Genomic DNA, 12,911 nt, shown 5'->3' on the forward strand with positions numbered 1-12,911 from the left:
ATGGACGCTGGGCTCAAGCGCGAGCTGGAGGAGAAGGTCCGTTCCGGCGAGCGGCTGACCCGTGAGGACGGCATCGCCCTCTACGAGTCGGACGACCTGGCCTGGCTGGGCGGCCTCGCCCACGAGGTGCGCACGCGCAAGAACGGCGACGTCGTCCACTTCAACGTCAACCGCCACCTCAACATGACGAACGTGTGCACCGCCTCGTGCGCGTACTGCTCGTTCCAGCGCAAGCCGGGCGAGAAGGACGCGTACACGATGCGCATCGAAGAGGCCGTGCGCCTGGCCAAGGCCATGGAGAACGACAACCTCACCGAGCTGCACATCGTCAACGGCCTGCACCCCAACCTGCCGTGGCGCTACTACCCGCGCTCGCTGTCCGAGCTGAAGAAGGCGCTGCCGAACGTCTCGCTGAAGGCGTTCACGGCGACGGAGATCCACCACTTCGAGACGATCTCCGGCATGTCCGCCTCGGACATCCTGGACGAGCTGATCGAGGCCGGCCTGGAGTCGCTCACCGGCGGCGGCGCGGAGATCTTCGACTGGGAGGTGCGCCAGCACATCGTCGACCACCGCACCCACTGGGAGGACTGGTCGCGCATCCACCGGCTGGCGCACTCGAAGGGCCTCAAGACCCCTTCGACGATGCTGTACGGGCACATCGAGGAGCCGCGCCACCGCGTGGACCACGTGCTGCGGCTGCGCGAGCTCCAGGACGAGACCGGCGGCTTCCAGGTCTTCATCCCGCTGCGCTACCAGCACGACTTCGTGGACATGCAGGACGGCAAGGTCCGCAACAAGCTCCAGGCGCGGACGACGATGGCGACGGGCGCCGAGGCCCTGAAGACCTTCGCCGTCTCCCGCCTGCTGTTCGACAACGTGCCGCACGTCAAGGTCTTCTGGGTGATGCACGGCGTGCAGACCGCCCAGCTCGCGCTCCAGCACGGCGCGGACGACATGGACGGCTCGGTCGTCGAGTACAAGATCACGCACGACGCGGACAACTACGGCACCCCGAACAAGCTGGGCCGCGAGGACCTGCTGGAGCTGATCCGCGAGGCGGGCTTCCGCCCGGTCGAGCGCAACACGCGCTACGAGATCATCCGCGAGTACCCCGGCCCGGACGCGGGCCTGCGCGAGACGCCGCAGGCGATGCGCGTCTGACGCGCGGTCATCGCCCGGGGCACGGCCCGGGCATCGCGCGGGCAGCCGCGCGGCACGTCACGAGCCCCGGTCCGCAGTGCGGGCCGGGGCTTCGTTGCCCCTGCTGCCCGTAATGGATAATCTTCAGTCGTGACCCTTACTTTCACCCTGGATCCGGTCATCGACCCCGCCCTGCGCGAAGGCATGCTGTCGCTGTGGGCCGACGTCTCCAACGCGGGCGGCGCCGTGGGCTTCGTACCCCCGGTCACCGCCGACGACATCCGCCCGGCGCTGATCAAGCAGCTGGCCGCGGTCGCCGACGGCGGCAGCCGGCTCCTGGTCGGGCGCGACGAGACCGGCGAGGTCGCCGCGACCGCGTTCCTGACCCACAACACGCACCGCCTCCAGCTGCACTGGGTGTGGGCCTACACGGTGATGGTCCACCCGCGCCACCAGGGCAAGGGCTACGGCCGCGACCTAATGGCCGCGGCGGCCGACGCGGCCCGCTCCCTGGAGGGCATCGACGCGATCCGCCTCGGCTGCCGCGGCGGCCTCGGCCTGGAGCGCTTCTACGAGTCCTGCGGCTACAAGGAGGTCGGCCGGGTCCCCGACGCCATCCGCGTCGCCCCCGGCGACGACCGCGACGACATCACGATGCTGCTGCCGCTGTACTGACCCGGCCGGGCCGCGACCCCAGCGGGCCGGAGCGGTGGACCGGCGTGCTTCACTGGACGGGCACGTGCCGCCGTACGAAGACGAGAAAGAAGGGGTCACCGTGTCCCTCAAGCCGAGCGCGACGATCCGCTACACCGCGATGCGTCTGGGCATCTTCGTCGGATGCCTCGTCATCGTGGCCGTCCTGGTCAACCTCGGCTGGGTGCCCGCCGGCCTCGGCGAGGCCAACGTCGCCTGGGTCGTGCTGCTGGCCCTCGTCATCTCCGCCCCGCTCTCCTTCGTGCTCCTGCGCAAGCAGCGCGAGGAGATGTCCCAGCAGATCTCCGGCCGGGTCGCGGGCGCGAAGCAGAAGCTCGCCGCGAACCGCAGCCAGGAGGACGCGGCCGACGACGCGGCGCGCGTGACCCCGTAGCGGTCCGTTAGCTTCCTCACACACCGAACCGCCCCAGAGCCGGGTAGAACGCCCGCAGCGCTGGGGCGGTCGTGTTTTCCCGCCTCAAAGAACCCCTTTGAGATTCCCAAAGGGTAGGTGTTAGCGTGTTCAACATGTTGACCACAGCCGCGCACCCGATGACCGTGAGCGTTCCGCTCGTGGCGCGCCTGGACGTCGACCTCTGCCGCCGCGCGACCGCGGCCTGTTGCTGTTGATCCGCCCCGCGCGCTGAATCGATACAGCAGCGGTCCCGGCCGGCCGCGCTCCTCCCCCGGGCTTCGCCCGGGAGGTGCCCCTGGCTGCTGCCGCACCACACCACCCCTCCCGCAGAACCTCCCCCCTGTCTTCGTGCGTCACCCCAGGAGCGTGTTCGTGTCCGCGTCCCCCCAGGCCCAGGCTCCCGCCAAGGCCTCGTTCAAGTTCCCGTTCTGGGCCCAGATCCTCGCCGGTCTGGTCCTGGGCGTCCTGTTCGGCTGGATCGCCCGCAGCCAGGACGTCAGCTGGCTCGGCACCACGCTCGAGAAGACCGGCGACATCTTCATCCAGCTGCTGAAGCTGGCCATCGCCCCGCTCGTCTTCTTCGCGATCCTGGTGTCCATCACCAACCTGCGGAAGGTGAACAACGCCGCGCGGCTCGCCTCGCGCACGCTGCTCTGGTTCATGATCACCTCGCTGATCGCGGTCGGCATAGGCATCGCGATCGGCCTGCTGACCGACCCCGGCGCGGGCACCGGCCTCACCGCCGCCGACGGCAAGGAGCCGAAGAAGACCGGCTCCTGGATCGACTTCCTGACCGGGATCGTGCCGACGAACATCGTCACGCCGTTCACCGAGCTGAAGGTCCTCCAGATCGTCTTCCTGGCCGTCGTCGCCGGTATCGCCGCCCTCCAGCTCGGCGGCAAGGCCAAGCCCGTCCTCGACCTCGCCGAGTCCGTGCTCGAACTGCTCCAGAAGGCCCTGTGGTGGGTCATCCGCCTCGCCCCGATCGGCACCATCGGCCTGATCGGCACCGCGATCGCCACGTACGGCTGGGAGCTCATCGGCAAGTACGCGACCTTCACCGCCGACGTCTACATCGGCTGCGCCCTGGTGATGTTCGGCGTGTACCCGCTGCTGCTCGCCACGGTCGCCAAGGTCAGCCCGATCCAGTTCTTCAAGGGCGCCTGGCCCGCCATCCAGCTCGCCTTCGTCTCCCGCTCCTCGGTCGGCACCATGCCGGTCACCCAGAAGGTCACCGAGCGCCTCGGCGTCCCGAAGGAGTACGCCTCCTTCGCCGTCCCGTTCGGCGCCACCACGAAGATGGACGGCTGCGCCGCGATCTACCCGGCGCTCGCCGCGATCTTCATCGCGCAGATCTTCGACGTGCAGCTGGGCATCAAGGAGTACCTGCTCATCGCCTTCGTCTCGGTCATCGGCTCGGCCGCCACGGCCGGTCTGACCGGCGCCACGGTCATGCTGACCCTGACCCTGTCGACGCTGGGCCTGCCGCTGGCGGGTGTCGGCCTGCTGATGGCGATCGACCCGATCCTGGACATGATGCGCACCGCCACCAACGTGGCCGGCCAGGCCCTGGTCCCGGTCATCGTCTCGGCCCGCGAGGGGATCCTGGACAAGGAGGCCTACGCCTCCGCCTCGGCCTCCCCGCTCGACGAGCCCGCCCCGGCGCCCGCCGAGGCCGCCAAGCCCGAGCCGGTCGCCGTCCCCGCCTGACGCCCGCGCCCGACGCACCGCGCCTGACGCCCGCACTCGCCGCAGCCCCCGCCCCGTCCGGGCGGGGGCTGTGGCGTGCCGGGGCGTGCCGGGGCGCGGCGGGCCGGGCTAGAGGGTCGCGATGCGGATCCAGGCGACCGCCGAGAGCAGCGCCGGCAGCGCGTACCACCAGCGGTTCATGGTCCGGCGGTACACCGGGAGCAGGCAGACGAGCAGTCCGAGCAGGCAGATGAAGTACACGGCGTGGGCGCCCGAGCGCATGTCGGCGCGCATGCGGCCGTCGCCCGGGTCCGCCTCCGCGATCAGCAGCAGTACGCAGAAGTACACCGCGGGCGCGTAGAGGAGGGCGAGCGGGACGCCCAGCACCCACTGGAGGCAGCCCCGGTCCTCGGGCAGGTCGATGCTCTCGCGGCGGAGCCTCATCGCATGGCCTCCTTCGCTCGGCCCAGGTCGTCGACGAACCGGTCACCGTACCCCTGGGCCTTGCCCAGGTCCCAGTAGGGGCCGCCGTTGTAGCGTGCGGCGATCTCCCGCTTCTGGGCCTCCGTCAGCCGGTCCGCCGGGACATCGGCGAAGCTCGTCTCCGCCTTGATCTGCGCCAGGTAGGCCCCGGCGATGAAGGCGTTCTCCCTCGGGTCCTGGAGCGCCTGCTCCACCAGGCCGCGCTGCTGCTCGGTGAGGCGCTCGGGGTCGTAGCCCAGCACCTCGGCACCGCGCCGCAGCTGGATCGCGATGGGGCCGTACGAGGTCTCGTCCGAGGCCCCGCCGAGCCGGTCCGGGAGGTTGCGCGGGGCGACGGGGCTCAGCCCCCAGGGCGCCTCGGCCTGTTCGCGCACCGCCCCGACCAGGTCGTCGGCGAAGCCGGGCTGCCAGCCGCCGACCTCCTGCCAGGCCACGCCCGCGAGCAGGTCCTCGGGCACGCCCGCGTGCGCGGCGGCCGCGCGCAGGACCTGCTTGTTCTGGGAGATCCAGTCCGCGCGCATGCCGTCGGTGACGTTCGGGATCCAGTAGGTGTCGGCCGCGTCGGGCAGCCCCGCCACCTTCATCCGGATGTCCCGCAGCTGCGGCGAGACCAGCGTGTCCGGGCCGACCGGCCCGGTCATCTCCCGCTTCGGGCCGCCGCCGGGCAGGCGGGTCAGGGGGTCGGTGCGGGCCTCGGCCGCCTCCCGCCGGATGTCGGCCATCGCCGCGTACAGGTCGGGGCGGTCGCCGCCGCCCTTCACGACGAACTCGGGGAGCAGCTCGTACGCCTGCTTCAGCGCGTGCACGCAGCTGCTCCGGGCCTCCTGCTCCGCGGTCTTCGCCAGCCGGAAGTTCCCGCCCGCGTCGTCGTGGAGCCGGTTCGCCTCGTCCCGGATGTCGTCCACGTCCATCGTGAGCTCGGCGAGACCGTCGAGGAACCCGGTCGTCGCCCGCATGTCCTCCCACTGGCGCATCGGTTCGGCCTCCTGCGCCGTGCGGGTGATCGCGGTGCCCTTCGTCGCGATCAGCGCGGCGAGCGCCCGCTCGGCGCGCTTGCCGTTGCCGTAGTGGGACTTGGCGGTGCCCAGGGCCAGGGCGTAGGCGTGCAGGGCGCTCGCCGCCTTGTCGTAGCCCTCGGCCAGCTGGGTCACCAGCATGCGGGCCTCGGAGAGGCGGGCGGTGTACGTGTGGCTGCCGTCGCTCTGCCACTGGGTACGGGTCTCCGCCCGCCGGGCCGGCTCCTCGACCTGGACGAGGAGGTCGCGCAGCCGGCGGAACTCGGCTGCGTTGCGTTCCACCAGCGTCGGGGAGCACTCCTCCAGGAACTCGACGTCGCCGCGGTAGCTCAACCCGCTCATCTGGACTCCGGCTTCACGTATCGGCCCCCGGTGAGGAGGCCGTCGAGGAAGGCCCGGGCGGTGTCGTCGTCCACCTGCGCGAAGGCGGTGCCGGTGGTCTTCAGGCGGGTGGCCAGGGCGGCGAGCAGGGCGACCGTGTCCTTGACCTGGTCGTCGGCGAACCGGGCGAAGCGCAGGGTCTGGGCCGATACGTCGGCGTGCGCGCGGGGGGCGCGGGCCATGGTGGAGGCATCGCCGTCCGGGCGGCCCTCGTGCAGCAGCGCGGCGATCTCGATGAGGAGGTGGGCGTTGCCGTTGATGGACCCGGCCCCGGCGAGCAGCCCCCCGGCGGGGCCGGTCGCCTGCGGCGCGACCTGGTCGAGCCGCATCGAGGGCGACTGCCCGGCCAGGACGTCAGCCTTGTGCTGCGCCCATTCCGCGTCGAACGACATCTGGTTCCCCCCGACATGACCCGATTGCGCTGGATCATGTCCATGCTAATGCGCTCGGGGCGTCAGGTCTGCGCGATGAATCCCGCCCAGGCGTGGGGGGCGAAGGCGAGGTGGGGGAGGCGGTGGTCTTTGGAGTCGCGGACGTGGATCGTGGCGGGGGTGTTGGCCACCTCGACGCAGGAGTCGCCCTCGCTGCCGCTGCTGTAGCTGCTCTTGAACCAGTCGAGCGGCGTCATGACGTGTGCTTCACGAACTCGGCCCATGCCTGCGCGGTGAAGGAGAGATGGGCGAGGCGGTGGTCCTTCGAATCCCGGACGTGGACCGTGGCGCGGGTCGTGGCCACCTCGACGCAGGAGTCGCCTTCGCTGCCGTCGCTGTAGCTGCTTTTGAACCACTCCAGCGTCATGACGTGTGCCTCACAAACTCGGCCCATGCCTGTGGGGCGAAGCTGAGGTGGGGGAGGCGGAGGACTTTCGAATCGCGGACGTGGATCGTGGTGGGGGTGTTGGCCACCTCGACGCAGTCGTTGATGTCACCGCTGTCGCTGTAGCTGCTCTTGAACCACTCCAGCTCGGACTCGTGGATCATGTCTCTCCCAGCACTTGCTCGATGAATGCGACGGACTCCCGTGGCGTGAGAGCCTGGGACCGGATCATGGCATAGCACTGCTCAAGGATCCGGACCTGCCTCGGATCGGAGACGGCACGGCCGTTGAACGCCCCTTCGGAGCGCCCTACCGCCGATCCGTCCGCGAACTTCAGCACTTGGATCAACCCACCCATTCCGGCATGCTCCTCGAGACCGGTGGGCATGACCTGGATCGTCACGTGGCGCAGCTCGGCAACCTTCAGCAGGCGTTCGAGTTGCCCACGCATCACCATTGTCCCCCCGATGCGGCGCCGCAGGGTCACCTCTTCCTGGACGAAGCACAGGGCGGGTGCGGGACTTCGATCGAAGATCGCTCGGCGCGCCATCCGGGCGGCCAAGCCGCGCTCCACCTCCTGGATGGTCTGCGGGGGCTGCCACATCTCGAACAGGGCCCGCGTGTAGTCGTCCGTCTGCAACAGGCCATGGATGTTGTGGTTGCCGTACGCCGACAGTTCGACCGCCCGGCCTTCCAGCTTCACGAGATCCCGGACCTTCTTCGGGTACCGGACCTGCTCGACGTCCGCCTTCATCGCGGCGATCCGCCCACCCGCCCGCAGCACCTCGTCCGCCTTGTCCAGGTACTCGGGGCGCGGGATCCGCTTGCCGCCCTCGACCTTGCGGACCATGTCCTCCCCGTAGCCGATGGCGAGCCCGAAGTCGGCGGCGCGCAGGTCGGCGGCCTCCCGCCAAGCGCGCAGCTGGCGGCCGAGCGCGGCCAGGACCGCCACCCCCTGTTCGTCCTCCGGGTCGACGTCCCAGCCCGCGTCTTCCGTACCGTCACTGTCCACGCTCACGCGCCCACCTCCGACGAGCCGAATGTCCCCACCCCCTTGCCCGGCCGCAGCTCACGACAGCCGCGACAGCACAGGACAAGCGCCGGACAAAGGCCGGACGCAAGGGCGCCCCCGCTTCTCACGGTACGCACGCGCCGCCACGCTGTGTGACGTGAATCACCAACTCGCCCAAGTCCGGGCCGCCGCCGACCGGTTCGACGTACGACTCTCCTCCACCCCGCGAGGGGCCCGACTGGCCCGGCTGCTCGCCGTCGAGCAACTGAGGGCGTGGGGGCTGCCCTTGGTCGATCCGGCCCAGGTCGTGGCCGAGCTCGCCGCGAACGCCGTGACGCACGGGCGCGTGCCCGGGCGGGACTTCCGGCTGGTGCTCGCCGTCGCCGGAGGGGTGCTGCGGATCGAGGTGACCGATACGCGGGGTGACCGGATCCCGGTTCGCCGCGACCCGGGGCGGGGGCTGGTGATCGTCGAAGGGCTCGCGGACCGTTGGGGCGTACGGGAAGGGCCGGCGCCGACCAAGGTGGTGTGGGCGGACGTCCCGCTGGCCACCGGGTCGCCGGGCGCCGCGACCCGGCGTGCTTAGACGCATAAGTACCTAGTCACGGTGAGAGAACCAACCGACCAAACCCACCCCGTGCCCGTGCCCGTGCGCCATCCCTCGGATGGGTGAACTGTGCCAACTGGGCTGGATTTGGTGCCGGTTGCCGGGCATATGCTCGCCCCGACAACCGCAGACATGAGACGGCCCCCGGCGGGACTGGCATCCCGGTCGAGGGCCTGACCAAGTAGGAAGCTTCAGCCTTCCCCATGGCTCTTCAGCAGCTTAGCGCCCACGCGTCCGCAGCGTCCCGTGTTCCCGCCGGGACCCCCCGATCAGGTGTCGTCCACGTCAACGTGCGGCACGCCCGTCACTTCACGGTGGTGGGCAACAGCCTCGCCCAGCACCGCGAACTGTCCTTCACCGCACGGGGCATCGCCCTGTACATCCAGTCGCTGCCCGCCGGTTCGCCCATCGGGGTCAAGGCCCTGGCCGGGCGGTCCGCGGAGGGCGAGGCCCGGGTCGCCGCGGCGCTGCGGGAGTTGGAGCGGCACGGGTACCTGGAGCGGCGGCGCGAGCGGCTGGCCACCGGGCAGGTGGTGACCCGTACGTACTCGTACAACAGCCCGGGGGCCGCGGTGCGGCAGCCGCCGTCGCCTCCGGAGGCGTGCGAGCAGCCCGTACGAGGGCCGGAGCCGCTGCCCGAGCCCGTACGGGCCCCCGCGCCGGAGCCGTCGGCGCCGCCTGAGCCCGTCCCCGCACCGCCGCCCGAACCCGACCCCGAACCCGAGCCCGATCCCGAGCCTGCGGCGGCCGGTCCCGCCGGGCCGGTTCGTCAGGAAGCCGTGGACCTGCTCGCGGGGCTCCGGAGCGAAGACCCCCGGCTGTTGCTCGCCGAGCGCGACGTGGTGCGGCTCGCGCCCGGGGTCTCGGCCTGGCTGGAGCGCGGGGCCGCGCCCGAGGCCGTACGCCGCGCCCTGGCCGCGGACCTTCCCGTCGATCTGCGCCACGCGGCGGGGCTGATCGCCTACCGCCTCAAGGCGCAGCTGCCGCCCCGCCTCCCGGCGGCCCCGGCCACCCCGGCGGCCCCGCCCGTCAGACGGCCGGATCCGCTCCAGAACTGCGACGGCTGCGACCGCGCCTTCCGGGCCCCCGTGCCTGGCCGCTGTGGTGAGTGTCCGCCCGATGCCGGGAAAGGCGCCGGTTAGCAAGGGTGTGCGAGAAAGTCATCGTCGCGCTTCGTGTCAAGCGGAATGGCGAATTGATCATCACTAAATTGAAATTGTCCGAACCCTGCGTAACCGATCGCGCCCGCCCTACACTGCGTGCCGAGAACTCCTAAAAACAGTCAAGGGGGGCGAGATATGGCGCGTAGCCAATCAACCGTTGAAGTCCGGGTGCAGGAAGGCGTGCTGTGGGTCGACGGTGAGGCTTATCCGCTGCGCAACATCTCCCACGTCGGACAGCGCATTCTGGAGGTGGACAAGGGCGCGGCATGGAAAAGGTTCATCGGCCGTGCGCTCATCACCCTCATCATCGGCGGGATCGTGGCGGCCGCCGCCGGCGAAATCGGGGTCGTCCTGCTGGTCGTCGTGCTGGGTCTGCTGATCTGGCAGCTCGTCACGGTGATCGGCAAGCCCCCGCTCTACGGTCTGGTCCTCAACACCTCCGGCACACAGCGCGATGCCGTGTGGTCCACGGAGCACAGCGAGATCCAGGCCCTCGTCATGGAGATCACCAAGGCGATCGGCCGGCCCGACACCGCGCAGGTGGTCTACAACGTGAAGCACGCCGTCATGGGTGATCACATCGAGCAGTACGGGGCGGGGAGCATCGGCAGGGCGCAGCACAGCGGCTCCGGAAACATCGGGGGGCGTTGATGGGTGACCAGTACACGCAGTACGGGTCCGGGAGCATCGGCAAGGCGGAGCACAGCGGCTCCGGCGACATCGTCGCCGGCGGAAAGCACGTGGGCGTCCCCGAGGCGGGCTCGCCGGCCCTGCAGAAGCTCCTCGACGAAGTCCGGGCGATGCGCGAACACCTCGACGAGAGCGACCGGGCGGAGGTGGACGCGGCCATCGAGGAGATCAGTTCGAATCCTTCCGAAGGCCGCTTCAACAAACTGCTCCGGACGTTCTCCGGAATCGCGGCGCTCGTCGGAGAAGCCGGAGTTCCGGTGATCGCCGCGGTGAAGGCGCTGCTCGGCTGAATCCTCGGAATCGGCCGAATCGGCCGAATCGTCGGTAGGGGTGGAGGGCCACATCCAGTGGCCCTCTTTTCTTGCCGGGAGTCGGGCGCGGGGGTCGGGCGCGGGGGTCGGTGCCACCTGAAATTACGTAGATAAATGCATTCGATCCGGCTGGCCGGGAAGCGCCTCTTGACGCGCACGGGGAGGGGGAAGCGTGGAGCGTCGGTGAAGAAGGAGGTCGCGGGGGTGGTCGGGCGGGGTTACCGCTGCGTACATTACCGGCGGTAACTCGCTGCCCCAGCCGAGGAGAGTGCACCGTGGGAGCCGAGCTCAGGCCGGCCGGGCCCGTCGGACCCGTCGAACCCGCCAAGACCACCGTCGGCGGGGTGGTGCGCGAAGTACGGGTGCCCGCGCTGGCGGGCGTGCCCGAGCGGGGCTCGCTCGGGGACATCCCCTTCGACAACGCCCGCGAGGCGCCCGACGAGGCGGTGCTCGCGCGCAAGGACCGGGACGGGCACTGGCACGACGTGACCGCGGCCCGGTTCGCCGCCGAGGTGCTCGCCGTCGCGAAGGGCCTGATCGCGGAGGGGCTGAAGGAGGGCGACCGGCTCGCCATCATGGCCCGTACGACCTACGAGTGGACCCTGCTCGACTTCGCCGGATGGGCCGCCGGGCTGGTCACCGTACCGATCTACCCCACCTCCTCCGCCCTCCAGGTGCGCTGGATCATCCAGGACTCCGGCGCCGTCGCCTGCGCAGTCGAGGACACCGCGCAGGCGCGGATCATCAGCGCCGAGCGGGCCAACCTGCCCTGGCTGGCCCACCTGTGGGAGTTCGACACCGGCGCCGTCGCCCGGCTCGTCAAGGCCGGCGAGCACCTGCCCGACGCGGTGGTGCACGCACGGCGGGCCGCCCGTACGCCGGAGGCCGTCGCCACCCTCATCTACACCTCGGGCACGACCGGCCGGCCCAAGGGCTGCGTCATCACGCACGGCAACTTCTTCGCCGAGGTGGACAACGCGGTGGAGCTGCTGCACCCCGTCTTCAAGTCCGTCAGCAAGGACCCGGCCTCCACCCTGCTCTTCCTGCCGCTGTCCCACGTCTTCGGGCGGATGGTCGCGGTCGGATGCCTGCGGGCCCGGGTGAAGCTCGGGCACGCGCCGAGCATCGCCACCGAGGAACTGCTGGCGGATCTCGCCGGGTTCCGGCCGACGTTCCTGCTCGCCATCCCCTACGTCCTGGAGAAGGTCTACAACACCGCCCGGGCCACCGCCGAGAAGATGGGCCGGGCCGCGTCCTTCGACCGGGCCGCCCGCATCGCGGGGCGGCTCGGCGAGAAGACCGCCGCGGGCGGGACGCCCGGGCTCGGGCTGCGGGCCGCGCGGGCGCTGTACGACCCGCTCGTCTACCGGCGGATCCGGGCCGCGCTCGGCGGACGCGTCCGCTACGTCCTCACCGGCGGCTCACCGCTCGGCCGCCGCCTCGCCGCGTTCTACACCGGCGCCGGCATCGAGGTCTTCGAGGGGTACGGGCTCACGGAGACGACCGGCGCCTCGACCGTGACCCCTCCGCAGCGGCCCCGGCTCGGCACGGTCGGCTGGCCGCTGCCCGGCACGGCCGTACGGATCGCGGACGACGGCGAGGTGCTGCTGGGCGGGCGCCACGTCTTCGCCGGGTACTGGAACAGCGGCCAGGGCGTCCCGTACGGGAGCTGGCTGCCGACCGGGGACATCGGCGAGCTCGACGCCGACGGGTACCTCACCATCACCGGCCGCAAGAAGGACATCATCATCACCTCCGGCGGCAAGAACGTGGCCCCGGCGCCGCTGGAGGACTGGCTGCGGGCCCACCCCCTGGTCGGCCAGTGCATGGTGATCGGCGACAACCGGCCCTACATCACCGCCCTGATCACCCTGGAGCCGGACGGCCTGCTGCACTGGCGCCAGATGCACAAGAAGCTGGGCGTGCCGATCTACGAGCTGGTGCGGGACGAGGAGCTGCGGGCGGACCTTCAGCGGGCGGTCGACGAGGCGAACCGGCTGGTGTCGCGCGCCGAGTCGATCCGCCGCTTCACCGTCCTCCAGGCCGATTTCACGGAGGCGCGCGGCCACCTGACCCCTTCGCTGAAGCTGAAGCGGGCCGCGATCGCCCGCGACTACGCCCACGAGATCGACAACCTGTACCGCGGCCCGCGCGAGCCGGGCCGCGACCCCGCCTGACCCGGGGCGCCCTGGCGGCTGGGCCGGGGCGTGGGGTCCGGGACCGGCCGTGGGGCGGGGGTGGGGCTGGGGCACGGGCCCCACGGGCCGGGGGCGGTCGAGGGGCGGGGGTGCGGGGGTGCGTTTATCGTGGGCTGACCGCTCCTGCGGTTCGGGGGGATGCCCGAGGAGGGCGCCGTGCACCGTTCCCGCTCCCGTGGCCCGTCCCGTGTTGCCGCTGCCTGTGTGCTGGTCCTGGCCTGCCTCGGAGCGGCTCCCGGACCGGGGCCCGGCTCCGCGCCCGGCCCGAGCCCGCCGCCGCCCGCTCCCGCCGTC

Annotated in this window: 16 protein-coding genes; 9 read left to right on the plus strand and 7 right to left on the minus strand. The window is 71.2% G+C overall.

What is annotated here, in order from left to right:
- From mqnE to ACFWP3_RS11980, 4 genes are all read left to right on the plus strand, one after another.
- Positions 1 to 1,164 carry an aminofutalosine synthase MqnE gene (mqnE, locus tag ACFWP3_RS11965; protein ID WP_069920704.1) on the plus strand — a complete coding sequence of 388 codons (1,164 nt, stop codon included), beginning with the start codon at positions 1 to 3 and terminating at the stop codon, positions 1,162 to 1,164.
- 129 nt (positions 1,165 to 1,293) lie between these two features.
- Entirely contained in the window at positions 1,294 to 1,818 is a 525-nt protein-coding gene (locus tag ACFWP3_RS11970; RefSeq protein ID WP_384219141.1) for a GNAT family N-acetyltransferase, read from the plus strand.
- A 100-nt stretch (positions 1,819 to 1,918) separates the two neighbouring features.
- Positions 1,919 to 2,230, plus strand: a complete 312-nt coding sequence (locus tag ACFWP3_RS11975; RefSeq protein ID WP_384219143.1) for a DUF4229 domain-containing protein — start codon at positions 1,919 to 1,921, stop codon at positions 2,228 to 2,230.
- A gap of 393 nt (positions 2,231 to 2,623) precedes the next feature.
- The gene (locus tag ACFWP3_RS11980) at positions 2,624 to 3,961 is read left to right on the plus strand and encodes a dicarboxylate/amino acid:cation symporter (RefSeq protein WP_384219145.1); all 1,338 of its coding nucleotides are present in this window, start codon (positions 2,624 to 2,626) and stop codon (positions 3,959 to 3,961) included.
- A 108-nt stretch (positions 3,962 to 4,069) separates the two neighbouring features.
- Here ACFWP3_RS11980 and ACFWP3_RS11985 read toward each other — a convergent pair whose 3' ends face one another.
- The 7 genes from ACFWP3_RS11985 to ACFWP3_RS12015 form a co-directional block, all read right to left on the minus strand.
- Positions 4,070 to 4,384: a hypothetical protein gene (locus ACFWP3_RS11985; protein WP_384219148.1), complete on the minus strand. Its 315-nt coding sequence runs from the start codon at positions 4,382 to 4,384 to the stop codon at positions 4,070 to 4,072.
- On the minus strand, positions 4,381 to 5,781 hold the full coding sequence (locus ACFWP3_RS11990; RefSeq protein WP_384219151.1) for a hypothetical protein: 1,401 nt from the start codon (positions 5,779 to 5,781) through the stop codon (positions 4,381 to 4,383). Before ACFWP3_RS11990 ends, ACFWP3_RS11985 begins: the two co-directional genes overlap by 4 nt.
- Positions 5,778 to 6,212 carry a hypothetical protein gene (locus ACFWP3_RS11995; RefSeq protein WP_384219154.1) on the minus strand — a complete coding sequence of 145 codons (435 nt, stop codon included), beginning with the start codon at positions 6,210 to 6,212 and terminating at the stop codon, positions 5,778 to 5,780. The genes ACFWP3_RS11990 and ACFWP3_RS11995 overlap by 4 nt, the downstream gene beginning before the upstream one ends.
- 62 nt (positions 6,213 to 6,274) lie before the next feature.
- Entirely contained in the window at positions 6,275 to 6,475 is a 201-nt protein-coding gene (locus tag ACFWP3_RS12000; protein WP_384219156.1) for a DUF397 domain-containing protein, read from the minus strand.
- Complete coding sequence (locus ACFWP3_RS12005) at positions 6,445 to 6,618, minus strand: DUF397 domain-containing protein (protein ID WP_384219158.1); 174 nt, start codon at positions 6,616 to 6,618, stop codon at positions 6,445 to 6,447. The genes ACFWP3_RS12000 and ACFWP3_RS12005 overlap by 31 nt, the downstream gene beginning before the upstream one ends.
- Positions 6,615 to 6,800, minus strand: coding sequence for a DUF397 domain-containing protein (locus ACFWP3_RS12010; RefSeq protein ID WP_384219161.1), 186 nt, complete (start codon positions 6,798 to 6,800; stop codon positions 6,615 to 6,617). The genes ACFWP3_RS12005 and ACFWP3_RS12010 overlap by 4 nt, the downstream gene beginning before the upstream one ends.
- Positions 6,797 to 7,654 carry a helix-turn-helix domain-containing protein gene (locus ACFWP3_RS12015; RefSeq protein ID WP_384219164.1) on the minus strand — a complete coding sequence of 286 codons (858 nt, stop codon included), beginning with the start codon at positions 7,652 to 7,654 and terminating at the stop codon, positions 6,797 to 6,799. The genes ACFWP3_RS12010 and ACFWP3_RS12015 overlap by 4 nt, the downstream gene beginning before the upstream one ends.
- A 151-nt stretch (positions 7,655 to 7,805) precedes the next feature.
- Between ACFWP3_RS12015 and ACFWP3_RS12020 the strand changes: the two genes are divergently transcribed.
- The 5 genes from ACFWP3_RS12020 (at position 7,806) to ACFWP3_RS12040 (ending at position 12,596) form a co-directional block, all read left to right on the plus strand.
- On the plus strand, positions 7,806 to 8,234 hold the full coding sequence (locus ACFWP3_RS12020) for an ATP-binding protein (protein WP_384219166.1): 429 nt from the start codon (positions 7,806 to 7,808) through the stop codon (positions 8,232 to 8,234).
- A gap of 311 nt (positions 8,235 to 8,545) precedes the next feature.
- Positions 8,546 to 9,397: a helix-turn-helix domain-containing protein gene (locus tag ACFWP3_RS12025; RefSeq protein WP_384219169.1), complete on the plus strand. Its 852-nt coding sequence runs from the start codon at positions 8,546 to 8,548 to the stop codon at positions 9,395 to 9,397.
- A 156-nt stretch (positions 9,398 to 9,553) separates the two neighbouring features.
- Positions 9,554 to 10,069: a DUF6232 family protein gene (locus tag ACFWP3_RS12030; RefSeq protein ID WP_384219172.1), complete on the plus strand. Its 516-nt coding sequence runs from the start codon at positions 9,554 to 9,556 to the stop codon at positions 10,067 to 10,069.
- On the plus strand, positions 10,069 to 10,398 hold the full coding sequence (locus ACFWP3_RS12035; RefSeq protein WP_384219174.1) for a hypothetical protein: 330 nt from the start codon (positions 10,069 to 10,071) through the stop codon (positions 10,396 to 10,398). Before ACFWP3_RS12030 ends, ACFWP3_RS12035 begins: the two co-directional genes overlap by 1 nt.
- Positions 10,399 to 10,694: 296 nt before the next feature.
- Positions 10,695 to 12,596, plus strand: a complete 1,902-nt coding sequence (locus ACFWP3_RS12040) for an AMP-dependent synthetase/ligase (protein ID WP_384219176.1) — start codon at positions 10,695 to 10,697, stop codon at positions 12,594 to 12,596.
- The last annotated feature ends 315 nt before the right edge of the window (positions 12,597 to 12,911 follow it).

Origin of the sequence: Streptomyces sp. NPDC058525 (assembly GCF_042719495.1) — a bacterium.
In the GTDB taxonomy this organism is placed as follows: Bacteria; Actinomycetota; Actinomycetes; order Streptomycetales; family Streptomycetaceae; genus Streptomyces.